Source organism: Hungatella effluvii (assembly GCF_003201875.1).
Classification (GTDB): Bacteria; Bacillota; Clostridia; order Lachnospirales; family Lachnospiraceae; genus Hungatella; species Hungatella effluvii.
This window is the reverse complement of the sequence record NZ_QJKD01000014.1, coordinates 153,241-178,472: the sequence shown is the minus strand read 5'-3', so window position 1 is coordinate 178,472 and position 25,232 is coordinate 153,241. Positions and strand designations below refer to the sequence as shown.

Below are 25,232 nucleotides of genomic sequence, written 5' to 3'. Positions count from 1 at the left end.
TTCTGCCGGGTTTCTAGACACAGCCACAAAATACGCTATTTCTTAAATTTTAAATTTCGTCACTTTGCCGATACTGATTTATGATACCTCTGAACAGTAACCAGATGAGTCATGTGAGGGAGCTTCAGGGATAAAAAATATTGTGTTCCTCCTGAATTTGTGATAAAATTTCTATACCACAATTGAAATGTAAGTATGTCAGGAAAGAGGGGATATCCTGGATATTAATCTGGATATCGAAAACGATTTAAATCCAAAAATCAACTTGATTTTGGAAAATTACGTCCCTGCTTCAAAACGGTATGAAGATGCAAGTGATAAAATAGAGGCAATGCAGGCTGACATTGATCTGCTAAAACTGGTTGTTACTGAACACAGTGGAAAACTTCAGGCAATTTCGTAATGAATCCATACATAAAACGTAAAACATAAAAAGGAAGCTTACGTACCGCAGACACTGTCTGCCAGCGCGTAAGCTTCCTTTTTCAAACATGCTCTAAGCTCCTGGTTCTGAATTTATAAATCAAATCCGAAATACTTCACCGTATTATTATAGGAAATTCCTTCGATAATCTCCTTCAAAGCCTTCTGATCATCCGGATACTCTCCGTTTTCTACCCAGCCGCCCACAAGTTCACAGAGAATTCTTCTGAAATACTCATGTCTCGTGTAGGATAAGAAGCTTCTGGAGTCTGTCAGCATGCCGATGAAGTTGCCGAGGCAGCCTAAGTTTGCTAAAGATATCATCTGCTCGGTCATGCCTGTCTTGTGGTCGTTGAACCACCAGGCGGAACCCTGCTGGATCTTGCCCGGGAACTGGCTCTGGAAGCAGCCGATGATGGTGCCAATGGAGGCGTTGTCATTCGGGTTTAAGGAGTAGATGATCGTCTTCGGGATCTCGTCTGTTGCACTGAGCGCGTTTAAGAAATCGGCCATCTGAGCGGATGGAGCGTAGTTGTTGATGCAGTCGAAGCCGGTGTCCGGTCCGAGGTTTGCATACATCATCGCGTTGTTGTCGCGCTTGCAGCCATAGTGAAGCTGCATGACCCAGCCCATGCGGTTGTATTCTTTTGCCACGAAGAGCATGAATGCGGTCTTGTACTTTAATTCATCCTCGCGGGTAACCGGTCCGCCGGCCAGTCCCTTTGCGAAAATGGTATCCAGCTCAACCGGGTCGGCCGGAACGTACATCACATATTCCAGCGCGTGGTCGGATACGCTGCATCCTCTGGAGGCGAAGAATTCCATACGGTTCTTAAGCGCCAGCTTTAAGGAGGCAAAATCGGTGATTTCGATGCCTGCGGCCTTTGAGAGCTTCGCCATGTAAGCAGCAAAATCCACTTTCTCAATGTTCATGGCCTTGTCCGGTCTCCAGGCCGGAAGGACTTTCACTTCAAAGGAATCATCCGCGGCCAGCTTCTGATGCCACTCCAGCGTATCGGCCGGATCATCGGTGGTACAGATCAGGGTCACGTTGGACTGACGGATCAGATTGCGGACGCTCATGGAATCCTGGCTGAGCTTTTCATTGCATAAGTTCCACACTTCCTCTGCGGTGTTGCCGTTTAAATATCCCGTATAGCCGAAATATCTCTGAAGCTCCAGATGGCTCCAGTGGTACAGCGGGTTGCCGATCAGCTTTGGCAGGGTCTCCGCCCATTTCTGGAATTTCTCACGGTCTTTAGCATCTCCGGTGATGTATTGTTCTTCTACGCCGTTAGAACGCATCTGACGCCACTTATAATGGTCACCTCCCAGCCATACCTGAGTGATGTTGTCAAACTTACGGTCTTCGTAAATTTCCTGCGGATTGATGTGGCAGTGGTAATCCACGACAGGCATTTTTTCTGCATAGTTGTGGAAGAGGTCCCTGGCCGCATCCGTAGACAGTAAAAATTCTTTGTCCATAAACTGTTTCATGATAAAATCCTCCTTTTTGCTTCTTTATACAATGAATCCCATCACCTGCAAAGGCGGGGAAATCTTGTTGCATTCATTAAAAATCAATAGTACCTCAAAAATCAGTAGTACCCCGTTTGATCAGCTCTGCCGAGATGGTGGTTTTCACCGGAACGTTTCCGCCGCCCAGGACCTTCATCAGCGTTGTGACCGTGGTGGTGCAGAGCGATTCCACCTTGTTGTCGACGGTCGTCAGCTCCGGATCGGTGCAGCGGGACAGAATAGAGTTATTATACCCGATAATATTCATTTCTTCCGGAATTTTGATTCCGGTCTTATTTGCATATTTGACAGCGCCCACTGCCATGACATCCTCGGCGGCGAAGACCGCGTCGAATTTCAAACCGGCGGAGGCGAGAGAGCACAGGAGTTCTTCCGTGCCGTCTAAATCCTTGGGACAGATGCGTACCAGATCGTCGCGGATATTCAAACCGGCTGCCGCGCAGGCAGCGTGATAGCCTGCCAGCTTCTGCAGATTGCTGTAGGAACTGCCTGCATACAGATAGAGGACGGAAGTACGGCCGGACTGGATCAGCCTGGTGACCGATTCATAGACCGCGGTCCGGTCGTCGCATACCGTGCTGTAGATCTGTTTGCCGTCGAGACAGCCGTTGACCAGCATGATGGGAAGCTCCTTTGAGGCCTCTATGAGATAGGCATTATCCTTCTGCCTGGCCTCCACGTAGTGGGAACCGGCCAGAATGACGGCATCCACCCGCTTGGAGAGCAGCAGCTCCAAATACTTCTTTTTCGTCTCCGGCAAGTAGCCGCTGCAGCAGAGGAGAGAATCATAACCGTTGCGGCGCAGCTCCTGCTCCAGATAGTAGATGGCGCCGGCCAGCCAGGGATCGGAGGAATCCGCACACATGATGCCGATGGTGCGCATGGTGTTAAGCCCTAAGCTTCTGGCAAAGACATTGGGCGTGTAGCCAAGTTCCTCCATCACTGCCAGAACCCGGTTCCGCGTCTTCTCACTGACATTGGGATTTCCATTGATGACACGGGAAACGGTAGCTATGGAAACGTTAGCCCGTTCTGAAACATCATAGATATTCAAAACATCACCTCCTTGGAAAATGTAAGTATTTACATATTACTTTTATTATACAATCATCTGATAAATATTACAATCCCCAGAATATAATTTTAAATAACAGTTCAGACGGCGGGAAAATTGGCGCAGGAAGCGGCGTCAAGCCTGCTTGTAAGCGGCTTTATGCGCCAATTTTCACATCGGACGAATATCCGATGCTTCCTGACCGGATTTTTTGGTCAGGAAGATGAGCCGTCTGAACTGTTACCGGGAACCGTGGTTGTTTGTAAATACTTACAGGAGTTATACTAGAAAGCAGGGATATTTCCGCAAAAAGCGGGTGTTTGAATATCACGGTGACCCATGCGCAGTACGTGCGGGTGATCATTATGGGAAGAGCACTCTCGAAAAAGTACAGGGAGGAATACGGGAAATGGGATACGAGACTGTTAAATGTAAAATTCTGATCGTGGAGGACGAGCTGCTGGTCAGAAAGGCGCTGCGCTACATCATAGAACAGGAGAGCGATGAATTTGAGATCATCGGGGAAGTGACGAACGGGGAGGAGGCGCTGGAGTTTCTGGAACAGAGTCTGCCCCACATGATGATCTGCGACATCATGATGCCTCGGATGAATGGTCTGGAGCTTTTGCGCGCCGTAAATCTAAAGTATCCGGAGGTGTCCACGATCATTCTGAGCGGATACCAGGATTTTGAATACGTCAAAAGTGCATTTAAATACGGTGTGTTTGATTACATCCTGAAACCGGAGCTGGAATCCGACTATCTGCTTAGGGCGCTCCGCCTCTTAGGCAGAAAGAAGGGGGTCATCCATGCCAAGGATCACGGGGGCAGCGGCGGAGAGGAAGCGTGTCCGGAGCAGGGGGACGCCTGCTCCACCTATTATCTGATCGCCATACAGCCAGGGAAGATCCTCCAGGGGGCGACCAACAAGCAGGAGCTTACCATCGGCCACATGGAGGAGATGATAAAGGAAGCGTTCGGGCGGTTCTATCTTGACAGCTTTATACTGAAAAAAAGCCAGGTGTACGTCTACACGATCGGCTGCTTTTACCCGGAAATGTTTGACGGGAAGCTGCGCACGATGACCGGGCAGGGTACCGCCTATCTGCGCAACATCGAGATGATTATCAGCCCGCCCTATGAAAAGGGCGTCTCGCTGGAGGCGGAGGCACAGAAGCTCTCGGAGCTGTTCTCCTACCGGTTTTTTGACAGTCGGAAAGACTATCTCGATCTGAGGGAGACCGGGATTTTGCAGCTTCCGGCCCTGGACCAGAAGACCGTGTGCGATCTGGTACGCCAGCAGAAGGCGGGAACCGCGGGAGCCGTGCTGGTGGAGTACCTAAGCTCTCTGCGGGGCATGGCTGTCAGCGAGATGGCCGTGAAGAAGCTGATGGAGAGTACGCTCTATAACACGATTTTTGAACTGAATGAAAATGAATTCTGCCCGCCTCAGCTGGAGGAGCGCAAGCTGTCCTTCCTGACGGCCATCGGCACCACCGACAGCCTGGAAGGGCTCATCGGGGCCATTGCAGCTATCTATCAGGAGATCGGGCAGATTACGGAGGAGGCAAGGGGGAGCGGCCTTTATTTGAGGATCACGGAGTATCTGTACCGGCATTACAGCGAACCGGTGACGCTGAAGACTCTGGCTGCGGATTTTAACATGAATTATTCGTATCTCTCCTCGTACTTTTCCTCTCACATGGGGCAGGGAATCAATGAATTCTTAAACTCGGTCCGGGTGGAAAAGGCGAAAGAACTGCTTGCCGCCTCAGAACTTTCCCTGTCGGAGATTGCACAGGAGATCGGATATACGGACCAGAGCTATTTTGGAAAGGTCTTTAAGAAGCAGACCGGCTACTCTCCGCATACATATCGGAACCGGGCGAGGCGACAGGGGGAAAAACTATGAAGAGTCAGATTCGGTGGGGTACCTTTTTCAAGCTTTCCCTGGTAGTGGTGAGCAGCATTGTCCTGACTAATTTCTGTACCATCGCCAGTTCGGACTGGATCACGAAGAATCTCTTCATCCAGTCGTCCACCTTTTTAAATGCCAAGCTGATGGACAACATCAAGAAAAAGGTGGAAGAAAACAACAACTCCTATTTAATGCTCTTAAGGCTCCTGGAGACGAAACCGGCCTTGAAGAATTACTTTCTCGCCGCCGACGCCTGCGGCACGGAGAAATTTATTAAGACGTACGACATCCTGAAGGTCTACCACGATTCCGTGCCTTCCGGCACGGCTCAGAACCTGGTCGCGGTCAGCAATCAGGGCAGCGCGTTTTCCTTCACAGGGGAGAGGATCTCGGTTCCGGTGGAAGAGATAGAGAACATGCCCTGTTCCCTGAAAATCAGCGAGACCAGCAGACGGCTCCAGTATACGTATCAGGACCATGGCATTACCGATGATTTTAAAGACAGGAAATGCGTGATAGCAGCGCGGCGCCTGTTTCTTCCGTCCTCCAGCGAAAGCTTTGCCATGGCCTACATTACAATTCCCGAGGAGGAGTTCTATCAGATGTTCAGCGAGGCCGTTCCGGAGGGCAGCCGCATGGTAATCCTGTCTTCCGACGGCCAGATTGTGTCAGGCAATGAAAAAGACAGTCTGGGAAGCGAAGAAACGAAGCTGCTCTCGCTGGTCCGTTCGATGAGGGAGAACGGAGACACATACCGGACCGTAAAGGAGAACCATAAACCGGAGATTGTGATATCGGGTTACATACCGGAGCTGGATATGTACATGGTCAACACGGTGGAGGAAGCCGCCCTCTTAAAATCCTACGCGGGAGTCCGCCGCAACATCCTTGTGACCAGCTTTCTGATTACAGGGACGGCCATCGCCGTGGTATTCCTCATCATGCGCCGCATTGTATCGCCCCTTAATTTCTTCATCCAGCAGCTGGAAACGTTTAAAAACCGCAGATTCGAAAAGGTGAGCCCTGTGAAAGGCAACTCGGAGGTGAGGCAGATGGCGGATGTCTACAACCGGATGGTGGATGAGATTGACAGCTACGTCAAACAGCTGATGGAGGAGCAGGAGCGGGGGAGGCGTCTGGAGATTGAGGCGCTGCAGATGCAGATCAACCCGCATTTTATGTATAATACGCTGGCCTCTATCAAGTATCTCACCTGGGAGAACAATACGGAGAAGGTATCGGATACCATCAATGCGCTGATTGCCATTTTAAAGAAGACGATCGGAAATATGGAGGAGGAGATAACGCTTCGGGAGGAGATCGATCTGGTCCGGCAGTATGTGTTTATCAACCAGGTGCGGTACGGCGACAGCATCGAGGTGGAGTATTTCCTGGCAGAGGAGGGCATGGAATGTATGGTGCCCAAGCTGATTCTGCAGCCATTTATCGAGAACGCCTTTTTCCATGCGTTCCAGAATAAGAAGGAGGGGAAGATACGGATCTTTGCAAAGAAGCAGAGGGATGACCTGATCTGTGAAATTATTGACGAGGGAGACGGCATGTCACAGGAGGAGACGGCTGACCTGCTGAACAGCGACAGGAGACGCCATCTGACCGGAATCGGCATTCCCAATGTCCATGAACGGCTTCGCCTGATCTACGGGGAGGAGTATGGCGTGACCATCCACAGTGTGATCGGAACCGGCACTTCGGTCAGCCTGAGACTGCCCTATCACCTGAAAAAAATACCAAAATTATAAAAAAGTACTTTTTTTCTTTTGCCTTCGCATGGATTTAATCACATGATGCTGTGTTATTCCAAATAAAATACGATATTTTTGTGAGTTATAACGATAAAATAAAGGCATCATAGAGAAAAGGAGAAGACAGAGATGAAAAAAATGTATTTGTTTGCGGCAGCAGTAGCGCTGGCCGCCAGCCTGACTGCTTGTGGGAGCAAGGCGCCGGTTGACAATGCCGGAACGCAGACCGGGGAGGGGACGACGAAACAGGAAGCTGTCGGCACCTCCTCGGGGGACAAAAAGACGGTGACCTTCTGGGCATGGGATAAAGAATTCAATATTGCCGCGCTGGAGATGGCGAAGGAAATCTACGAGACGGACCATCCGGATGTGGAGATCAACATCGTGGAGGTTGGCCAGAATGATGTGGTACAGAAGCTGAACACCGGCCTGGGATCAGGCTCCTTAAAGGGTCTTCCGAACGCGGTTCCCATCGAGGATTACCGGATTCAGTCATTCTTAAAATCTTATCCGGGAGCGTTTATGGATCTGACCTCCGAGATTAACTACGACAATTTTGCCGCATATAAAAAGGGACCGATGACGCTGGAGGGAAAATCCTACGGCATTCCGTGGGATAACGGGGCCGCCGTCCTTTATTACCGCAAGGACATGATCGAGCAGGCGGGATATACCGAGGAAGACATGCAGGATTTAACCTGGTCCAAGTTTATCGAGATGGGTAAAAAGATCAAAGAGGCCACGGGGAAGAAGATGATCTCCATGGACCCGAGCGACATCGAGTTAATGAAGCTGACCATGCAGTCGGCCGGCACCTGGTTCACGAAAGAGGACGGAACGACTCCAGACATGGAGAACAACGCCGCGCTTAAGGAATGCCTGCAAATCATCAAGACCATAACCGATGACGATCTGGTCAGAACGTACAGCGGCTGGGCGGGCCTTCTGGAAGGCGTGAACAAAGGCGAAGTGGCATTTCAGCTGAAGGGCTGCTGGTTTACTCCTTCTATTATGAAAGGAGAAGGCCAGGACGGCTTATGGAGAGTTGCGAAGATCCCGAGGCTGGACAGCACACCGAATGCGACCAACGCATCCAACTTAGGAGGCGGCAGCTGGTACATCTTAAACGGCGTTGAAAATTCCGATATTGCCCTCGACTTCTTAAAAACTACCTTCGGCGAGAACAAAGAGCTTTACAACCGCCTGCTGGATGAGAAGGGAATCGTAGGAACGTATTTACCATCTCAGGAGAGCGATGTTTATAATAAAGAAATTCCGTTCTTCGGCAACCAGAAGATTTACCAGGAGATTGCCTCCATTACAAAAGAAATTCCGAATGTAAACTATGGTACCTATACCTATGCGTTCCAGGATATCGTGATGGCGGAAATCCAGAAAATCCTGCAGGGCGAGGACATCGACGACGCCATGAAGAGCATGCAGGTACAGGCGGAAGCGCAGGCCCGGTAAGACCTTTGGGAGGAAAACAGTCAATTATCCATGTTTAATGCCCGATGAAGCGGGGCAGCCCCAGACACGGACTTGTAACTCAACTACACGTAGTACGACATGTGATTCATGTCTCCTACCTCAAACATTGGCTACAATAGGCTGATTGACGGCAGCCCGCCTGCTTCGGTTCTGCCTAACAGGCCTCTGCGAACAGAGTATTCCATCCTTTACGGTAGATGTTTATGGCTCCAGTACGGTCGTCATTACTTCGGTAACCGCATACCGTACAGCAAAATTCATGCTTCTTTCTGTTACGGTTAGCCTTTGTCGTATTACCGCAGACCGGACAGCTCTGGCTGGTGTACTTCGGGTCTGCCGCAAGGACTTCTGACTGCGACAGCGCAGCTTTGTATTCCAGCATCTCACGGAATTGATAGAATGCCCAGGAGACCATTACATACCGGGATTTTAAACGGACGCGTTCTGTGGCAGTGCGTATTCCGGTTAAATCCTCTATAATAAAAAGTGTACCTGCTCCATACTGTGAGATAAGTGCCTTCGTAACCGCGTGATTTACCGCGGTTACGTAACGGTTTTCTTTCTCGCGGAGCTTTTTAAGCTTCCGCTTTGCTGATTTTGTTCCACATGCCTGCAGGCGCTTCCGTAGGGCAAGGGCTTTCGCACGCTTTTCCTTGACTGCGCGACCGGAAAAGAACCTGGTGTTCCCTTCATCATCAAAGGAAACTGCCAAATGGTTCACACCCAGATCAATTCCAACGATATGGTTTAAGATATTCCTGTTCTCTACTTTCAGAGTGACCGGAATATGCAGATAATATTTTCTGTTTTTCCGAATCAGCCTGGCAGTGCCAAAGCGTCCGCCGGCACGCAGTCAGTGTTCCATTCCTTTCGGTTCAAAGGGGATATGTAACCTGCCGGAAAGGGTATTTAAGCTGACAGACTGATCCGAGATGGAGTAATCCCGGTTCCAGACCAGATCATACTCGAAGGTTTGAAAAGATGCTTTCGAAAAGGGGTGGCCATTGCTTTTCATGGATTTATATTTTGCAAGGACGGTCTTAAATACACTCTGTGTCATCTGAGAGCGGAGCCCAAACTGCTGCCTGACCGGGTAGTATAAGGCATGCTCTAATTCGAGATAGCGGATGCCTTCCTGTCCAAAAACGAAGGCGGAGACAAAGTTCAGCACATCCCGGATAACGGATAGGGTTTTATTCAAAATAATCATCTGTTCTGATGTAGGGTATAGTTTGACTTTAGCAGTAATGGTAATAGATTTCATAGATTTTATACCTCATAATAGATTATGGACTAAGTACATTTTACCACAATTAGAAGTAAAAAGCAAACAAATGTTTGAAAAACTAAAAACAAAAAGGAGAAGGAGCTTGCGAAAGAGTCAGGAGGGGAACAATTCCTCTCATGTCTAAAGGCACGAGTCTCCATGTGCAGTTCATGAATAGTAAGAAAATATCCAGCGTTATAAAGGGATGGTTATTCATTGGTTTCGGCACGCTGATTATAGTGATATTCTGCTTTTATCCCATGATAGGAGCGTTAGCCAATTCATTTCAGACAGGAATGGGGATGAATCTCCATTTCTGTGGGCTGGCTAACTATAAACGGCTTCTGGTCGATCCCATATTTCTGTCCTCAGTAAAAAATACATTTCTCTACCTGATTGTCCAGGTGCCGGTCATGCTTTTTCTGGCTATGCTGTACGCAGTGCTCTTAAACGATAAGAAACTGAAATGCCGCAGCTTCTTCCGCATTGCGATCTTTCTTCCGTGCGTTACCTCTCTGGTAGCCTATGCGGTCCTCTTTAAGAGCCTTTTCTCCGACAGCGGTTTTATCAATCAGATACTGATGACACTTCATGTGATCCAGTCGCCGATCCACTGGCTGACGGACGCCTTCTGGGGGAAGATTACGATCATTATCGCAATCACCTGGCGCTGGACCGGATACAACATGATCTTCTTTTTATCCGCGCTTCAGAATATCGATCCCGAGATTTACGAGGCTGCGGAGATCGACGGAGCCAATGTGGTCCAGAAGTTCTTTTCCATTACGGCGCCGCTGTTAAAGCCGATTATTCTGTTTACCAGCATCACGTCGATCAGCGGAACACTCCAGCTGTTTGACGAGGTAGTAAACTTAACCCAGGGAGGACCGGGCAATGCGACGATTACGATGTCACAGTACATCTACAATCTCTGCTTTAAATACACGCCCGACTTCGGATACGCATCCGCGGTTTCCTATGCGATTCTCCTGATGATTGTCGTTCTCACAGCAATCCAGTTTAAAGTGACGGGAGGGAAGAAAAATGATTAAAAAAACAGCAAAATACGTATTCTTATGCATTGCGTCTTTTCTGTCCATCTTCCCGTTCCTGTGGATGATCATCAGTGCGACCAATGCCTCCGTCGATATCACAAGCGGCAGGATGATGCTGGGGAACCAGTTGTTTACAAACATTCACACGCTGTTTACCACGACGAATATTGTGACGGGCATCAAGAATTCCATGATCATTACGGTAATCGCCACGGTTCTAACAGTCCTGGTAGCCGCCATGGCCGGATATGGATTTGAGATTTATAAGAGCCGGATCAAGGATAAGGTCATGGCGCTCCTTCTGATGTCCATGATGGTACCCATGGCAACGCTCCTCATACCCCGCTACCGCATGTTTGCAAAATGGGGACTGCTTAACACATTTTTATCTGTTATTCTGCCGTCCATGGCGACCGCGTTCCTGATCTTTTTCTTCCGTCAGAACACGAAGTCCTTCTCGAAGGAAATCCTTCAGGCTGCCAGGGTAGACGGACTGGGAGAAATGAAGTCCTTTTTCCTCATTTACTGCCCGGTCATGCGTTCGACCTTCGCGGCGGCCACCATTATCACCTTTATGAACATCTGGAACAGCTACTTATGGCCGCTGGTTGCCCTTCAGACCGATGACAAGATGACGCTGCCCCTGATCATATCCGCCATGAACTCCGCTTATACACCGGACTTCGGAATGATCATGGTAGCCATCGTAACGGCGACCTTCCCGACTGCAGCGATTTTCTTCATCATGCAGAAAAGCTTCGTAGAAGGAATGCTGGGCTCCGTTAAGTGATGAATGGTAACGCCCCGCACCATTGCGTCAGGCCCAGGCTGCGGGCGGATCGGGGCGGGAGCGCTATGGTTATTCCGTGTCCGTCTTGCTTCCTACTCACCATAAGAAAGTCCGAACCTGGCGTACACGCCAAATACGGGCGCGTTCGCCAGGCTCGGACTTTCTTATGATTCGTATCCAGATGCCGGCACACTGGAATAACCTAGTGCCGCCCGGTGTAAATACGCCGCTATATAGCACCCGCTCTCCACGTCAGGTGCACGCCTGCAAAGCTATTCGTAGCGCCCACTACGCAGTTGCTTTGCAGACGCACACCTGACGCGGATATCAGGCACTATAGAGTGGTGTATTTACACCGGGAGGCACTAACGCTCCCACCCCAATCCGCCCGCAGCCTGGGCCTGACGCAATGGCGCGGGGCTGTGTACCTCGGGAGCCAGGATGGCAGACCCGCTGGTGTTGGAGGTTTTAGTGTTTTATATTTATGAAATAGTATTGTTTTTGCTTTTTTCCGGAGCAGCCAGTACACAGCCCAAATTCTTGTGGGAGGGAGAGGGGGAGGCGGGGAAGAGGGCAGGCTTCCTTTTCCGAGGCTCGCAGGAACTTAAGCCGGAAGGCAGGAAAAAAGGGTGGTGAAATCTGGCCTCCAAGCCAGATTTCAAGTGTACATGGAGGAGAAGTCCTTCAGGAGTTCTCCGTAATTTGCGCGATCCGCCCTTTTTTCCTGTCTTCCGGCTTAAGTTCCTGCCGCCGAGGAAACAAGAAGTCTGCCCTCTTCCCCGCCTCCCCCTCTCCCTCCTACGAGAATTTGGGCGTAGCACAATCATTTTGACATTTTGCATAGAAACGTGTTATATTTTTGTAAATACTTACAAATACTTCGTAGGAGAGCATTTCATATTGCCTTTTAAAGGCACGGGGAGGTATACTAAAGGAGTAAGAACGGAGGCATAACATGAAACTGAACAGAACGACACAGAGAACCGTGGAAATTTTAAAGATGATTTCCAGAACACCGGAGGGAGCGACGCTCGATGATCTCTGCGAGAAGCTGAAGCTCCCGAAGACGAGCGCCTACGATATTGTGACGACGCTGGCCGAGATGGGGATGGTCAATGTGGCCAGGGGGCAGAAGCAGAGCTATACCATCGGGCTGATGGCCTACCGCATTGGAATTAACTATACGAATAATCTGGATTTTATCAGCACAATTGAACCGGTGCTCAAGGCATTTTCAAAGGAAGTGGGCAAGACCGTGTTTTTCGGAATCCCTTCCGACCACCACGTTGTCTACATATGCAAGTTTGAGCCGGAAAACCCAATCATTACCACGGCGACGGTCGGCTCGAAGAATCCCATGTACTGTACCTCGCTGGGAAAGGTCATTCTTGCATACAGTGACGAGGAGACGAGAGAGCAGGTGATAAACAGGATTAAATTTGTCAGGCATACGGATCGGACGATACTGGGAAGAGAATCGCTTTTAAAGGAGCTGGAGAAGGTCCGGGAGCGCGGGTACGCGTTCGATGCACGGGAGATGGAAGAGCACATGCAGTGTGTGGGTGCCCCCGTGTTCGACCGGGATGGTTCCTGTCTGGGCGCGATCAGCGTGTCCAGTCTGTACAAGCCGACCGAGGATTACGAGGCGCTGGGAGCTCTTGTCGCAGCAAAAGGACAGGAGGTTTCAAGACTGTTAGGGTTTCTTGGAAAAATATAAAGATTACCTGTTGACAAAATGAAGAGAAACGATTAATATTCAAGTATAAGAATCGCAATTATGAAAGACATTCGTATATGCGAATAAGAAGGAGAGAGCAATCATGAAAAAAGAACAGGTTTTAGCAAAGATGAAAGAAGACTGCCTGGTAGCCGTTGTTCGTGCAAAGGATCTGGAGCAGGGCGAGAAAGTGGTTGACGCCATCATCGCAGGCGGCATTAATTTTATTGAGATTACCATGACCATGGATGAAGGCAACCCGGTTGAGTTCATCGCGAAGATGGCTGAAAAATATAGAGATAACAAAGACGTTGTTATCGGCGCAGGTACTGTACTCGATCCGGAGACAGCAAGAGCCGTTATTCTGGCAGGCGCCAACTACGTTGTAAGCCCTGGCTTAAACGCAGATACCATTAGAATGTGCAACCGCTACAGAGTCCCGATGCTTCCAGGCGTTATGACGCCAACCGAGGCGATCACCGCATTAGAGTGCGGCTGTGACGTTATCAAGATATTCCCGGGCAACATCATGGGACCGGCAGCCATCAGTTCCTTTAAGGGCCCGCTTCCTCAGGGCGAGTTCATGCCGTCCGGCGGTGTTGACGTGGACAACGTGGACAAGTGGATCAAGGCAGGCGCTTACGCAGTAGGAACCGGCAGCAGCTTAACAAAGGGCGCCAAGACAGGCGATTTCGCGGCAGTTACAGCAAAGGCTCAGGAATTTGTAAAGGCAGTTGCGGCAGCACGCGCTTAAGACAATACCCGGCACTGGTACGAATATAGATTGAAAAAGGAGATTAAATAATGGCAAAAGTAGTAACAATGGGCGAAATCATGTTAAGATTATCTACCCCGAACAATGAGAAGTTTATCCAGGCAGATGAATTTGACGTAAATTACGGCGGCGGTGAGGCAAACGTAGCAGTTTCCCTGGCTAATTACGGCCATGACGCAGAGTTTGTGACAGCAGTTCCGAAGAACCCGATCGGTGAATGCGCAGTAGCGGCACTGAGAAAGTACAACGTATGTACAAAGCACATCGCAAGATGCGGCGAGAGACTGGGAATCTACTTCTTAGAGACCGGTTCCGCCATGAGAGCGTCTACGGTTGTTTATGACAGAGCTCATTCTTCTATTTCCACAGCAACTGAGGCTGATTTCAATTTTGATGAGATCTTCGAAGGTGCTGACTGGTTCCATTTCACAGGAATTACACCGGCAGTCAGCGATTCTGCGGCTGAACTGACAGAAGCGGCCTGCAAGGCTGCCAAGGCTCACGGAGTGACTGTTTCCGTAGACCTTAACTTCCGTAAGAAATTATGGTCTTCCGAGAAGGCTCAGAAGGTCATGACAAATTTAATGCAGTACGTTGACGTATGCATCGGCAACGAAGAGGATGCAGAAAAGGTTCTCGGCTTCAAGCCGGGCAACACCGACGTAACCTCCGGCGAGCTGGAGTTACAGGGCTATGTTGACATCTTCAATCAGATGATCGACAAGTTCGGCTTCAAGTATGTCATCAGCTCCTTACGTGAGAGCCATTCCGCTTCCGATAACGGCTGGTCAGCCTGCATCATGGACGGCGCGACACGTGAGTTCTATCACTCCAGAAAGTACCACATCACACCAATCGTAGACCGTGTAGGCGGCGGCGACTCCTTTGCAGCCGGTGTGATCTGCGGCATGGTTGACGGCAAGGACTATAAGAGTGCACTGGAGTATGCGGTAGCTGCTTCTGCATTAAAGCACACCATCCCTGGCGACTTCAACCTGGTTACAAGAGAAGACGTTGAAAGCCTTGCAGGCGGAGACGGTTCAGGACGTGTACAGAGATAATTAAGACAGCGGGGTCATTCTAATCAGCTTTTATAAGCTTTTGCAGAATGGCCCTTTTTATAGGTCAAAACAATCTGGAAGTGAGGAAGATCGATCATGAGTGACAGACCATTTGATTTGTTAAGTTTAGGCGAACTGCTTCTGCGTTTATCTCCGGCCGGAGTGGAGCGCCTGGTGCGCGGTGATTCATTTCAGAAGCAGGTGGGCGGAGCAGAGTTAAACGTCGCAGTCGGCGCGGCCCTTTTAGGACTTCACACCGGCGTGGTGACCCAGCTTCCATCCCATGACATGGGCAATTTTGTAAAAAATAAAGTGCGTTCCTACGGAATCAGCGATGATTTCTTTGTCTATGACCACAGCTCCGATGCGAGACTGGGACTCTATTACTATGAATACGGAGCCCATCCCAGAAAACCGAAGGTTATTTACGACAGAAAGAACAGTTCCTTCTACAGCATCAGCGTGGACTCGTTCCCGGAGGACATGTACCGTGCGGCGACCTGTTTCCACACGACGGGAATCACCCTGGCTCTGTGTGAAAATACGAGAAAGACCGCCATTGACATGATCCGCAGGTTCAAATCCACCGGCACCATCATTTCCTTCGATGTGAATTTCCGGGGGAATCTATGGACGGGGGAGGAAGCGAGAGAGTGCATCGAGCAGATTCTTCCCTATGTGGATATTTTCTTCTGCTCGGAGGACACTGCCCGGCTGACCTTTCAGAAGACGGGAACGGCCAGGGAGATGATGAAGAGCTTTACGGAGGAGTACCCGATCTCCATCGTGGCATCCACTCAGAGAGTAGTGCACAGCCCGAAGAGCCATACCTTCGGCTCCGTGATTTATGATGCTGCCAGAGATGAGTATTATGAGGAAGAACCCTATCGCAACATCGACGTGGTGGACCGGATCGGAAGCGGGGACGCCTATATCGCAGGCGCCTTATACGGGCTGCTAAGCAGCGGCGGAGACTGTATGAAGGCGGTGCGTTACGGCAACGCGGCCAGCGCCCTGAAAAATACCATACCCGGCGACTTGCCGACCTCGGATTTGGAGGAAATGAACATGATTATCCGTGAGCACAACCAGAAAGGGCCGCAGAGCGAAATGAGCCGGTAGAACTGGAAAAATATGGTTGACAAGACAGGGTTCTGAATCTATTATATTAGTAATGGCAAAACTGTCGAAAGGCAGTGACGCAAAGCTAAAGGGCCGTATGGGCAGCCAGCTGCTAAAACCTTACGATATGTTGGGGCTTCAGCCAGATTAATCTGGCTGGAGCCTTTTTTCGTTTATAAAAGAAATGCTGCCGGCATCTAATGAGTTCTCTCACAGATTGTTTTTTAAGGGGCCATCCCTGACATATTTCTGCTGCTTGATTCGTAAATGGCGACCTGTAGGAAACAAGGAGGAAAAATATGAAAAAGGAAAACAGCTTCAGCCGGAATCATTTGAGAACAGTAATCCTGCTTGTCATACTCGTTCTGGCATTTATTTATCTGTTTCTGTATGATTTTTCGAAGCGTGTCGATCATCTGATGACCAACATGACGACAGAGCACCTTGCGGATGTCAATGACCAGTCCCAGACTGCAGTAAAGACGGAACTGACCAGAGTGTTTGAGGAAGTGTGTTATACGGCGGATTTCCTGGCGGAGACGCCGGAATTGACGGAGGAAGCCTGCCAGAGAGTCTATGAGCAGCTGAAGGAGAAGTGCGGATTCGCCAATATCAGGCTGGTTTCGGCCGATGGAGGCCTTTACACCGTTGGACACGAGGCTCTTCCCCAGTCGGTAGGAGGTTACGTGGAGGGAATCTGCAGAGGGGAAAGCGGGATGACGGATGTCTTTCTCTCCAGCGTGACAGGACAGGAGGTCTTTGCCTTTTACGCACCCGTGACACGGGGGAAGAGTGTAGAAGGCGGAATCGCCGGAATCATGATCGTGGATCAGATGGTGGACATGGTAACCACCAACGGCTTTAATTCCGGAAGCTACAGCTACGTGTTAAAGTCAGACGGAACGGTGATCATGCAGACCAGCCATGCGGACAGTCTGTACAATGGTCGGGAATATTTCAGCTTTCTGCGCAGCGATACGGATATGGGGGTGGAAGCCGTCAGCGAATTGCAGAAGAAGATGGAGCGAAAGGAGAAGGGCGTATTCCTGTTTACAGCCGGGAATGAGAAACGGATCGTATACTATGCGCCGGCCGAGATCAACGACTGGTTTGTGCTCACCGTGGTTCCCTATACGGTTTCCAACTGGTACCGCGAGCACATCGGAAAGACAGCCTTATACCTTACGATGAAGATGCTTGTACTTTTCCTGGCACAGCTGGCGGTCATTATTCTCTGGTTCAGAAAGACGAGAAATATCATCCTGGATTCGAAGGAGGCTCTGGAACTGGAGAAGAAAAAGCTGGAACTGGCGATTCTTCATTCCACCGGTACCACGTTTGAGTATGTGCCGAAGGACGACAGCCTTAGCTTTATTTCGCCTCCGGTCGTGAAGGAGGTGGAATTCCCGGCTGTTTTAAACCAGATATCCACGAAGGGGGCCGCCCTGGGGCTGGTGGCGGCAGAGGATCTGGAAAAATGGAAGATGATCTTAAAGAGAATTGCCGAGGGCAAAGAACCGGGGCCTGTGGAAGTTGCAGGCGGAACCTCCTTTTCGGAGGACACGTATTTCCGGCTGTCGCTGACTCCGGTGAGAAGCGGTAAAGGCGAGGTCGCCAAGGCCATCGGAACGCTGGAGGACATCACGGAGGAAAGGCGGATCCGAAGGCGTTTCGCCCAGGAGGAGCAGTACCGTGCGGCGCTTCTCTCGGAGGCGGTCGCCATGTGGTCCGTGGACCTTGTGAGGCAGCAGGTGATGGCCTGCACCATCCATGGAAAAGACTGGCTGGAAGGCGGCAAGGGCTTTCTGTACAGTGGAAGATTCATCGAGAAGATGTGCCGCTACGTCCATCCGGCGGATCACGACAGGATCGCCGGGCAGATGCAGGCCAACCGGATGCTGGCAGCTTATTATACCGGAGAGCGGGAGCAAAAGGAGCTGTTTCGCGCGACTTATCCGGGCTCGGAGGACTATAAATGGATGACGTGTACGGTTTCCCTGCTGACGGAGCCGGTCTCGGGAAATCCGGTTGCGTTCGCCTATGTGCGGGATGTGGATGAGGAGACGAAGCGGAAGATGGAACTGATGTATTCCTCAGAGCGGGATCCGCTGACGGGTCTCTACAACAGAAGGAATATTGAAGAGAAGGTGGAGCAGGCTCTGAAAAATGAGGACAGCCTGTCCTGTCTCATCATGCTGGATTTAGACGGCTTCAAGGAGATCAATGACAAATACGGCCATCAGGAGGGGGACGCGGTCTTAAAGAAGATGGCGCGGATTCTCTCGGGTGCGTTCCGGTCGAACGATTTAATTGCCCGGTTCGGAGGCGATGAGTTTATCGTATTCCTGGATCACATACCGAACTGTGAGTGCGCCAGCTTCCGGGCGGAGGAGGTACGCCGCCAGGTATACGCCCTGACGCTGAACGGAGAGGAGCGAATTGTGTCCATCAGCATTGGAATCGCCTTCGGCCCTCGTGATGGGGATACGTTTGAATTACTCTATAAACACGCGGATGAGGCGCTCTATATGGCCAAAGGGCGGGGCAAGAACCAGATCGCGTTCTATGGGGAAGAGGAAGAGATGATGATCCTGGAAAGGCCGGATTAAAGGAAAATACAGAAAATACCGCTGTCGAAAGAATTCTTCAAAGTGAGAAGAGTCTTTCGGCAGCGGTATTTCTTTGTGATGAAAAGCTTTTATAAGAAGAAATCCATTTCTGTAATAGAGATCAGTTTCCGCATTCGATGCTGATTTCATTGAATCTGTCCAGAATATCGTCCACCTTCAGAGCTGCCTTGTCTTCATCGGCAGAGTCGATGATGGCGCTGCCCTGATGCATCATGATCAGGCGGTCGCCGTACTCCACGGCGTAGCGCAGATTGTGGGTTACCATGATCGTGGTTAAGTTCTTTTCCCTTACGATCTGGTCCGTCAATTCCATGATGACCTCGGCTGTCTTAGGGTCCAGCGCGGCCGTGTGCTCATCGAGAATCAGAAACTCGATGGGAGTCATGGTAGACATTAAGAGCGCCATAGCCTGGCGCTGGCCGCCGGAGAGTACGCCGACCTTCACGTGCAGCTTATCTTCCAGACCCAGCCCGAGAGAATGAAGCTGTTCCTTATAGTAATTATTTCGCTGGCGGTTCGTACCGGGAAGAAGATTGAATGGCTTGCCCTTGTTGTCGGCCAGAGCCATATTCTCCAGGATTGTCATGTGCGGACACGTTCCCATGGCCGGATTTTGGTATACGCGGCCGATACGGCGCTGACGCTTGTATTCCGGCATACTGGTGATGTCTTTTCCGCCGATGATGATGCGTCCGCTGTCCAACGGAATGCTTCCGCAGATGATATTTAACAGGGAAGTCTTGCCGGAGCCGTTGCTTCCGACCACGGAGACGAACTGGCGGTCCTTGATGGTCAGGCTGAAGTTCTCGAAGAGGCACATCTCGTTGACGGTTCCCTGATTGTAGTATTTATTGATCTGTTTTAATTCAAGCATGACTCTTCACCTTCTTTTCCCTGCCGTTGCTGAGTACGAGTATGACGAGGAACAGCGCGGCCGTAATCAGTTTCAAATCGGAGGCCTCCATGCCCATATAGATAGCTAGAGAGACGCAGCCCTTGTAAATGATGGAGCCGATAACGACGGCCGTTGTGGATTTGACAAAGCCCACACGTTTGAACAGCTTCGTTCCGATGATAACATTTGCCAGACCGATGACGATGGTGCCGGTACCCATGCTGATCTCAAAAAAGCCCTTCTGCTGGCAGTAGACGGAGCCGGCCAGAGCGGCCAGGCCGTTGGCAATCGCCAGCCCCACGATTTTTACCATACCCTTGTCTTTGGCAAGAGAGGTAACCAGCGTGTCGTTGTCGCCGACTGCCCGGAGCAGGCAGCCGGACCGTGTCTTTAAATAGAGGTCCAGCAAGAGCTTTACCAGGATCACGATGACGGCGAGAATGATAACGACGGTGAAATTGCTGATGCCGGCCGGAAAAATACGGCTTACAAAGTCATTTTCAAAGATCGAATCGCTGTTAAAGATCGGTACGTTAGATTTACCCGCAACTCTTAAGTTGACGGAGTAGAGGGCGGTCATGACAATGATACCTGACAGCAGGTCCCGAACCTTTAATTTTACGTGAATGAATCCCGTCACGCATCCGGCCAGGACGCCGGCCGCAAATGCGGCGAACAGCGTAAGCACCGGATTAACCCCGGCCAGTATCAGTGTGACCGTTACGGCTCCGCCAAGCGGAAATGTTCCGTCCACGGATAAGTCCGGAAAGTCCAGAATCTTATATGTGATATAGACGCCCAGTGCCATGATGGCATAGACCAGGCCTTCTTCAAAAACGCCAAGTATGATTGACATGATAGCTTTCCTCCAGGAGAAGTAGTATATTACTGTGTAATTTCGTCAAAGACAGCAGCCGCGGAATCCGTTAATTCCTGCGGAAGTGTGATGCCGAGGTTGTCGGCCACCTTGCTGTTGCCGTAGAATGCAGCTTCCTCGATCACCTCGAAGTTCATCTCGCTGGCCTTCTTTTCGCCCTTTAACACTTTGGCGGCCATTTTACCTGTCTGAATTCCTAAATCCACGTAATCGAGACCCATGGAAGCCAGGCAGCCGATCTTGACCTGCTCTACCTCGCTTCCGAATACCGGAATGTTTTTCTTGGAGGCTTTGTCTAAGATCATCGGGAGAGAGCTTACGACGGTGTTGTCGGTTAAGTTGTTTAAGCAGTCCACTTTTTCCAGGATGCTGTCGGCAGCTAACGGGATATCGGCGGTGGAGGTTACGGCGCCTTCCACGATCTCAAATCCGTAATCCGGAGCTGCGGCCTTGTATTCGGCAATGGCGGTTTCGGAGTTTACTTCGCTGGTGCTGTAGAGAATGCCGATCTTCTTCGCGTCCGGAAGAATCTTCCGGATCATCTCTAACTGCTTCTCTACCGGAAGCTTGTCGCTGGTGCCGGTTACTTCGCCGACAGGTGTTCCGTCTTCGTTTGCAAGCGCCGCGGCAACCGGATCGGTTACAGCCGTGTAGATGACAGGAACGTTGTCTTTCTTCGCTCCGCCATAGGCAGCCTGTGCGATCGGAGTCGCAATAGCGCAGATTAAATCGGCCTTTTTGGAGATGAAATTATTGATAATCTGGCTGGCTGTTCCGCCGTCCGCCTGTGCGTTTTCATAGAGAATGGTTAAGTTCTGGCCTTCGATGATTCCCTCGTCTGCCAGTCCCTGTAAGAAGCCTTCGCGGCAGTTGTCCAGGGAGCCGTGCTCCGCGAACTGGCCGATGCCGATGGTGTAGGACTTGCCGTCTTCGGCATCGGCGCCTTCTGCGGCTGTCGTATCAGCAGCGGTGTCGGCCGCGGAATCGGCGGCAGTGGTCGTTACAGCCTCGGTGGCGGCGGTCGTCGGATCCGCCGGTTTGGAAGAACAGCCCGCGAGTGCGGTTACTGTCATTGCTGCGAGTAAGAGTGCTTTCATTGATTTTTTCATAATTGTTTCCTCCTCATGAATCATATATTTTAGTTTAAACGTAAAAAAGTCCCAAGTATGTTCTAAAAACATACTTGAGACGAATTAACAAATCCGCGGTGCCACTCAAATTGACTTCCATAGAAGTCCGCTTTTCATATACTAACATATATGCCACGAAGATAACGGTTGTGGTCTCCGTCGGTCCCTACTTACCTGATGGTTCAGGACCGCCCTCAAAAGTCCATTCAGCTGTCTGCTCTATATCGCACTCACACCGGCGGCGACTCTCTGAAATATTGCGGGATAGCTTACTCCTCTTTTTCAACGGTTTATTTTATTGCTTATTATATTAATGCGTCAAAGTGGATTTGTCAACAACTATTTTTAAATTCCTTCGTATTTCCTCTATTTTCCGAAAAAGCGCGCCAGCGGGCTGATTAAGTTGGATAAGTCCTGAATTGCCTGGTTGAGCGTCTTGATATCCACGGAATTAATCTGCTGGAGGGCTTCCTTCACGCTCTGGTCACTGGAGGTTACCAGGTTGTCGATATCCGTTACCATCTGGCCCAAATTCGCCTCCTCCAGCTCTTTTGCCACCACGTTCACGCTGTCCATCACCGTCTCCACATCGTCGAAAAGCCGGTTGACACGGGGGATGATGGTTGCAGAGGTATAGATGACGATGGCAAGGATCAGAATGCTGGAAAACGTGGTGATCTGGGACATCCGGTACTGCTTTTTCGCATAGGAGGCCTGGCGCTCGTTGGAGTCCTCCAGCCTTTTTAACATGGTCTCCACTTCTTTGTCCGACAGGGAGGCAAAGGGATTTTTTTTTTCTTCCATACTTATATCCTTCTTTCTGGTTCGTTACGGCACTGCAGCCGTTTCTGGTTTCAGTATACTACGGCCTGCGGGAAAAATCGAGGAAATATCTTCCTAAGGATATCAAATTGTGGTAAACTAAAGCAAATATCTGTAAAAATGGAGGTTTGACAAATGAAGCTCTTAATTGTTGTGGACATGCAGAAGGACTTTATAGACGGCGCGCTGGGAAGTCCCGAGGCACAGGCGATTGTGCCCAATGTAAAAAAGATGATCGAGGAGTATCAGGAGGCGGGAGAGGATGTGATTTTCACGCTGGATACCCACGATGAAAATTATATGGAGACCCAGGAAGGAAAGAATCTGCCGGTTCTTCACTGTATCAGGGGCACTGATGGCTGGGAGCTGGATTCCGCCTTAAGGGAATTTCAGGGGAAGCGGTTTGAGAAGAATACCTTTGGAAGCACCGCCCTCATGGAATACGTTCAGGAACGGCCGTATGAGTCAGTCATGCTGATCGGAGTCTGTACGGATATCTGCGTCATCTCCAACGCGCTGCTGGTAAAGGCCGCGATCCCGGAGGTGCCGGTTCTCGTGGATTCCTCGTGCTGTGCGGGAGTCTCGCCGGAGAGCCATGAAAATGCCTTAAACGCGATGAAGATGTGCCACATTGCTGTGCAGTAAGCGGCGGATCGGGGAAGGAGGTCTGCGCGATGGCACAGCGAATATTGATTGCGGATGACAGCGAGGAGATCATCGAGATTCTGCAGATACTTCTGACCGGAGAAGGATACGAGGTGGTGACGGCAGGAGACGGGGAGGAAGCGGTCATGCTGGCGGACGACACCATCGACTTAATTATTCTCGACGTAATGATGCCGGTCAAGTCCGGCTACGTGGCCTGTTCGGAGATCCGGAAAAAGTCCATGGCGCCCATCCTGTTTTTGACGGCCCGCACCCAGGATTCCGATAAATCCATGGGATTCTCGGCGGGAGGAGACGATTATCTGGCGAAGCCCTTCTCCTATTCGGAGCTTCTTTCCAGGTGTAAATCGCTCCTGCGGCGGTATCTCGTCTACCAGGGAAAGAGCGTTGCCTCGCCGGACAACCGTCTGGTGCTGGGGGACCTTTCCGTGGATCAGGACACGCGGACCGTGACCGTTGAAGGCCGTGATGTGAATCTGACCTCCAGGGAATACTGCATTCTCGTCCTCCTGTTAAAGAACCGGAGAAAGATATTTTCCTCGGAAAATATCTACGAGAGTGTCTGGAATGAGCCGTATTTTTATTCCGCCAACAACAATGTGATGGTCCACATCAGGAATCTGCGGAGAAAAATCGAGAAGGACCCGCAGAATCCGGAATACATAAAGACCATGTGGGGGCGGGGGTATTATATTGATTAATTTCCTTAAGAAAATGGCGAATCCCACGCGTTTAAGCCTTGCCACGCTGTATGATGTGGTGATCGCTGCGGCGGCCGCCTTTCTCTGCTATGTGGCGGTGACAAACGCCATGGGACTTCTGGCCGGCATGATGACGGACCAGAAGAACTATTATGAGCGGCATACGAAGCTTCTGGCAGAGGAATTTCAGGATTTCGTCACGGAAAATCATGTGGAAATCGGAGACGGGGAGACCATCGGCGACTGGAATTCCGAGAACTGGTATGTGTTCCTGACGGTATATCAGCGGGACCGCATCTACTATAATACCATGGACCGGGATAATGAGAAGCTGAAGACCGAGCTTAAGGATGAGCATCCGGGGTTTCAGTATGGGTATTTATACCGCCACGGGACAGCAGTTACCTATCCGGTGAAGTTTGCCGACGGGGACGGGGAGATCCTGATCCGGGCTTACTTTGAGGCCAGATTTCGGACACTGATTCTCGTCCTGGGAGCGGGCCTGAGCGCGGTCTGCTTCGTCGTGGTATTCCTCGTGCTGCTTCAGAAAAAGCTGGCGTACATCCGTCAGATCGAGAAGGGGATCCACATCCTGGAGACCGGCTCCAGAGGGTACGAAATTCCCTTAAAAGGCCGGGATGAACTCTATTCCCTGGCAGACAGCATCAACCAGATGAGTGAAAGCCTGCACAAGGAGATTGAGGAAAAGGACCGGATTGAAAAGGAGCGGAGCGAGATCGTGACAGCCCTGTCCCACGATATCAGGACACCGCTCACCTCGGTTCTGTTCTACCTGGATTTGATTACGGCCGGCAAATGCACGGCGGATGAGTCCGTCCTCTATATGGAGAAGGCGAAGCGCCAGGCATACCATATGAAGAACCTGATGGACGATTTATTCAGCTATTCCTATGCCACAGGAGACCGTTTTTCCCTGAAAAATGAGGAGTACGACGGAAATGAACTGTTCGGGCAGCTGATCGGTGATCTGACGGAATCCCTGGAGGAACACGGCTTTCGGACGGAGGTGTGCTACGAGATTGAGACGCCGTTTGCGGTGGAGACCGATGTGGTCCAGTTAAAGCGCGTCCTGAATAATATTGGAACGAATATCGAAAAGTACGCGCGCAGAGACGGCATCGTGTCCATGGAGGTCAGGCTTTCAGACGGCTTCGTATGCCTGAACATCGAGAATCCCATACGGGACGAGGAGATCGAGGTGGAAAGCTACGGGATTGGCGTCAAGGCGTCGGAACGGATGATTGAAAAGATGGGAGGAAGCTTTACTTACGAAAGCCACGACTATCATTATTACACGTTTATGAAGGTTCCGAAAAAAGATTAGAGCAGGGAGTATTATTCCAATCTCTACAGATGAGAGAGAAAACGTAAGAACAAACTTAATGGCAGTGGCGGGCATATATTCCACACTGACAAGAGGTCAAAACGATCCGGGCAACCGGATGAGATAAGAATTTCTGAAGAAAATTTCAGAAATTTTACAGCCGTTTCTAAAGATTTATGGCTCATACTAAA

At 50.4% G+C, this 25,232-nt stretch carries 22 protein-coding genes, 1 riboswitch and 1 other annotated feature; of the genes, 14 read left to right on the top strand and 8 right to left on the bottom strand.

Annotated elements, in window-relative coordinates; genetic code table 11:
- Positions 1 to 516: 516 nt before the first annotated feature.
- Both uxaC and DFR60_RS23075 read right to left on the bottom strand, forming a co-directional pair.
- Entirely contained in the window at positions 517 to 1,920 is a 1,404-nt protein-coding gene (uxaC, locus tag DFR60_RS23080; protein ID WP_110324992.1) for a glucuronate isomerase, read from the bottom strand.
- Between the two features lie 94 nt (positions 1,921 to 2,014).
- Positions 2,015 to 3,016, bottom strand: coding sequence for a LacI family DNA-binding transcriptional regulator (locus tag DFR60_RS23075; protein ID WP_110324991.1), 1,002 nt, complete (start codon positions 3,014 to 3,016; stop codon positions 2,015 to 2,017).
- Between the two features lie 409 nt (positions 3,017 to 3,425).
- On the opposite strand from DFR60_RS23075, the gene DFR60_RS23070 reads away from it, so the two are divergent.
- The 3 genes from DFR60_RS23070 to DFR60_RS23060 all read left to right on the top strand — a co-directional run bounded on the left by DFR60_RS23070 (position 3,426) and on the right by DFR60_RS23060 (position 8,167).
- Entirely contained in the window at positions 3,426 to 4,928 is a 1,503-nt protein-coding gene (locus tag DFR60_RS23070) for a response regulator transcription factor (protein WP_110324990.1), read from the top strand.
- Positions 4,925 to 6,694, top strand: a complete 1,770-nt coding sequence (locus DFR60_RS23065; protein WP_110324989.1) for a cache domain-containing sensor histidine kinase — start codon at positions 4,925 to 4,927, stop codon at positions 6,692 to 6,694. Before DFR60_RS23070 ends, DFR60_RS23065 begins: the two co-directional genes overlap by 4 nt.
- Positions 6,695 to 6,826: 132 nt before the next feature.
- Positions 6,827 to 8,167: an ABC transporter substrate-binding protein gene (locus tag DFR60_RS23060; RefSeq protein WP_110324988.1), complete on the top strand. Its 1,341-nt coding sequence runs from the start codon at positions 6,827 to 6,829 to the stop codon at positions 8,165 to 8,167.
- 175 nt (positions 8,168 to 8,342) lie between these two features.
- Here DFR60_RS23060 and DFR60_RS31020 read toward each other — a convergent pair whose 3' ends face one another.
- On the bottom strand, positions 8,343 to 9,005 hold the full coding sequence (locus DFR60_RS31020) for a transposase (protein ID WP_278321396.1): 663 nt from the start codon (positions 9,003 to 9,005) through the stop codon (positions 8,343 to 8,345).
- 36 nt (positions 9,006 to 9,041) lie between these two features.
- The gene (locus DFR60_RS31015) at positions 9,042 to 9,452 is read right to left on the bottom strand and encodes a helix-turn-helix domain-containing protein (RefSeq protein WP_243005158.1); all 411 of its coding nucleotides are present in this window, start codon (positions 9,450 to 9,452) and stop codon (positions 9,042 to 9,044) included.
- Positions 9,453 to 9,625: 173 nt separating this feature from the next.
- Between DFR60_RS31015 and DFR60_RS23050 the strand changes: the two genes are divergently transcribed.
- The 8 genes from DFR60_RS23050 (at position 9,626) to DFR60_RS23015 (ending at position 18,584) form a co-directional block, all read left to right on the top strand.
- A complete protein-coding gene (locus DFR60_RS23050) occupies positions 9,626 to 10,507 on the top strand; it encodes a carbohydrate ABC transporter permease (protein ID WP_110325002.1) in 882 nt (293 codons plus the stop codon).
- Positions 10,500 to 11,300, top strand: coding sequence for a carbohydrate ABC transporter permease (locus DFR60_RS23045; RefSeq protein ID WP_002600112.1), 801 nt, complete (start codon positions 10,500 to 10,502; stop codon positions 11,298 to 11,300). Before DFR60_RS23050 ends, DFR60_RS23045 begins: the two co-directional genes overlap by 8 nt.
- A 441-nt stretch (positions 11,301 to 11,741) precedes the next feature.
- Positions 11,742 to 11,936 carry a hypothetical protein gene (locus tag DFR60_RS23040; protein ID WP_110324987.1) on the top strand — a complete coding sequence of 65 codons (195 nt, stop codon included), beginning with the start codon at positions 11,742 to 11,744 and terminating at the stop codon, positions 11,934 to 11,936.
- Positions 11,937 to 12,255: 319 nt separating this feature from the next.
- Entirely contained in the window at positions 12,256 to 13,017 is a 762-nt protein-coding gene (locus tag DFR60_RS23035) for an IclR family transcriptional regulator (RefSeq protein ID WP_002600111.1), read from the top strand.
- A 103-nt stretch (positions 13,018 to 13,120) separates the two neighbouring features.
- Positions 13,121 to 13,771, top strand: coding sequence for a bifunctional 2-keto-4-hydroxyglutarate aldolase/2-keto-3-deoxy-6-phosphogluconate aldolase (locus tag DFR60_RS23030; RefSeq protein WP_002600110.1), 651 nt, complete (start codon positions 13,121 to 13,123; stop codon positions 13,769 to 13,771).
- Positions 13,772 to 13,821: 50 nt separating this feature from the next.
- The gene (locus DFR60_RS23025) at positions 13,822 to 14,853 is read left to right on the top strand and encodes a sugar kinase (RefSeq protein ID WP_002600109.1); all 1,032 of its coding nucleotides are present in this window, start codon (positions 13,822 to 13,824) and stop codon (positions 14,851 to 14,853) included.
- 96 nt (positions 14,854 to 14,949) lie between these two features.
- On the top strand, positions 14,950 to 15,975 hold the full coding sequence (locus DFR60_RS23020) for a sugar kinase (protein ID WP_055655752.1): 1,026 nt from the start codon (positions 14,950 to 14,952) through the stop codon (positions 15,973 to 15,975).
- 44 nt (positions 15,976 to 16,019) lie between these two features.
- A riboswitch (cyclic di-GMP riboswitch) is annotated at positions 16,020 to 16,092 on the top strand.
- A gap of 182 nt (positions 16,093 to 16,274) precedes the next feature.
- Entirely contained in the window at positions 16,275 to 18,584 is a 2,310-nt protein-coding gene (locus tag DFR60_RS23015) for a diguanylate cyclase domain-containing protein (RefSeq protein WP_110324986.1), read from the top strand.
- A 121-nt stretch (positions 18,585 to 18,705) separates the two neighbouring features.
- On the opposite strand, the gene DFR60_RS23010 is transcribed toward DFR60_RS23015, so the two are convergent.
- From DFR60_RS23010 to DFR60_RS22995, 4 genes are all read right to left on the bottom strand, one after another.
- Positions 18,706 to 19,479, bottom strand: a complete 774-nt coding sequence (locus tag DFR60_RS23010) for an ABC transporter ATP-binding protein (protein WP_110324985.1) — start codon at positions 19,477 to 19,479, stop codon at positions 18,706 to 18,708.
- The gene (locus tag DFR60_RS23005) at positions 19,472 to 20,356 is read right to left on the bottom strand and encodes an ABC transporter permease (RefSeq protein ID WP_110324984.1); all 885 of its coding nucleotides are present in this window, start codon (positions 20,354 to 20,356) and stop codon (positions 19,472 to 19,474) included. Before DFR60_RS23005 ends, DFR60_RS23010 begins: the two co-directional genes overlap by 8 nt.
- A gap of 29 nt (positions 20,357 to 20,385) precedes the next feature.
- Positions 20,386 to 21,486, bottom strand: coding sequence for an ABC transporter substrate-binding protein (locus tag DFR60_RS23000; protein ID WP_110324983.1), 1,101 nt, complete (start codon positions 21,484 to 21,486; stop codon positions 20,386 to 20,388).
- A gap of 72 nt (positions 21,487 to 21,558) precedes the next feature.
- Positions 21,559 to 21,802 (bottom strand) — a binding site (T-box leader).
- Positions 21,803 to 21,873: 71 nt separating this feature from the next.
- Positions 21,874 to 22,311: a hypothetical protein gene (locus tag DFR60_RS22995; protein ID WP_110324982.1), complete on the bottom strand. Its 438-nt coding sequence runs from the start codon at positions 22,309 to 22,311 to the stop codon at positions 21,874 to 21,876.
- A 153-nt stretch (positions 22,312 to 22,464) separates the two neighbouring features.
- Here DFR60_RS22995 and DFR60_RS22990 point away from each other — a divergent pair, with 153 nt between their 5' ends.
- The 3 genes from DFR60_RS22990 to DFR60_RS22980 are packed head-to-tail and all read left to right on the top strand — an operon-like array spanning position 22,465 to position 25,041.
- Positions 22,465 to 22,974 (top strand): cysteine hydrolase family protein, encoded by a 510-nt coding sequence (locus DFR60_RS22990; protein WP_110324981.1) that lies wholly within the window; start codon positions 22,465 to 22,467, stop codon positions 22,972 to 22,974.
- 29 nt (positions 22,975 to 23,003) lie between these two features.
- The gene (locus tag DFR60_RS22985) at positions 23,004 to 23,696 is read left to right on the top strand and encodes a response regulator transcription factor (RefSeq protein WP_110324980.1); all 693 of its coding nucleotides are present in this window, start codon (positions 23,004 to 23,006) and stop codon (positions 23,694 to 23,696) included.
- Positions 23,689 to 25,041, top strand: coding sequence for a HAMP domain-containing sensor histidine kinase (locus DFR60_RS22980; RefSeq protein ID WP_110324979.1), 1,353 nt, complete (start codon positions 23,689 to 23,691; stop codon positions 25,039 to 25,041). Before DFR60_RS22985 ends, DFR60_RS22980 begins: the two co-directional genes overlap by 8 nt.
- Positions 25,042 to 25,232: the final 191 nt, after the last annotated feature.

Excerpts from the sequence above, each read along its gene's own strand:
- DFR60_RS23015 (WP_110324986.1), top strand. The coding sequence starts at position 16,275 with ATGAAAAAGGAAAACAGCTTCAGCCGGAATCATTTGAGAACAGTAATC.
- uxaC (WP_110324992.1), bottom strand. The coding sequence starts at position 1,920 with ATGAAACAGTTTATGGACAAAGAATTTTTACTGTCTACGGATGCGGCC.
- DFR60_RS23070 (WP_110324990.1), top strand. The coding sequence starts at position 3,426 with ATGGGATACGAGACTGTTAAATGTAAAATTCTGATCGTGGAGGACGAG.
- DFR60_RS23010 (WP_110324985.1), bottom strand. The coding sequence starts at position 19,479 with ATGCTTGAATTAAAACAGATCAATAAATACTACAATCAGGGAACCGTC.
- DFR60_RS23000 (WP_110324983.1), bottom strand. The coding sequence starts at position 21,486 with ATGAAAAAATCAATGAAAGCACTCTTACTCGCAGCAATGACAGTAACC.
- DFR60_RS23065 (WP_110324989.1), top strand. The coding sequence starts at position 4,925 with ATGAAGAGTCAGATTCGGTGGGGTACCTTTTTCAAGCTTTCCCTGGTA.
- DFR60_RS23020 (WP_055655752.1), top strand. The coding sequence starts at position 14,950 with ATGAGTGACAGACCATTTGATTTGTTAAGTTTAGGCGAACTGCTTCTG.
- DFR60_RS23060 (WP_110324988.1), top strand. The coding sequence starts at position 6,827 with ATGAAAAAAATGTATTTGTTTGCGGCAGCAGTAGCGCTGGCCGCCAGC.
- DFR60_RS22995 (WP_110324982.1), bottom strand. The coding sequence starts at position 22,311 with ATGGAAGAAAAAAAAAATCCCTTTGCCTCCCTGTCGGACAAAGAAGTG.
- DFR60_RS23050 (WP_110325002.1), top strand. The coding sequence starts at position 9,626 with ATGAATAGTAAGAAAATATCCAGCGTTATAAAGGGATGGTTATTCATT.
- DFR60_RS23030 (WP_002600110.1), top strand. The coding sequence starts at position 13,121 with ATGAAAAAAGAACAGGTTTTAGCAAAGATGAAAGAAGACTGCCTGGTA.
- DFR60_RS23040 (WP_110324987.1), top strand. The coding sequence starts at position 11,742 with ATGGCAGACCCGCTGGTGTTGGAGGTTTTAGTGTTTTATATTTATGAA.
- DFR60_RS22990 (WP_110324981.1), top strand. The coding sequence starts at position 22,465 with ATGAAGCTCTTAATTGTTGTGGACATGCAGAAGGACTTTATAGACGGC.
- DFR60_RS23025 (WP_002600109.1), top strand. The coding sequence starts at position 13,822 with ATGGCAAAAGTAGTAACAATGGGCGAAATCATGTTAAGATTATCTACC.
- DFR60_RS23035 (WP_002600111.1), top strand. The coding sequence starts at position 12,256 with ATGAAACTGAACAGAACGACACAGAGAACCGTGGAAATTTTAAAGATG.
- DFR60_RS23045 (WP_002600112.1), top strand. The coding sequence starts at position 10,500 with ATGATTAAAAAAACAGCAAAATACGTATTCTTATGCATTGCGTCTTTT.
- DFR60_RS23005 (WP_110324984.1), bottom strand. The coding sequence starts at position 20,356 with ATGTCAATCATACTTGGCGTTTTTGAAGAAGGCCTGGTCTATGCCATC.
- DFR60_RS22985 (WP_110324980.1), top strand. The coding sequence starts at position 23,004 with ATGGCACAGCGAATATTGATTGCGGATGACAGCGAGGAGATCATCGAG.
- DFR60_RS31015 (WP_243005158.1), bottom strand. The coding sequence starts at position 9,452 with ATGAAATCTATTACCATTACTGCTAAAGTCAAACTATACCCTACATCA.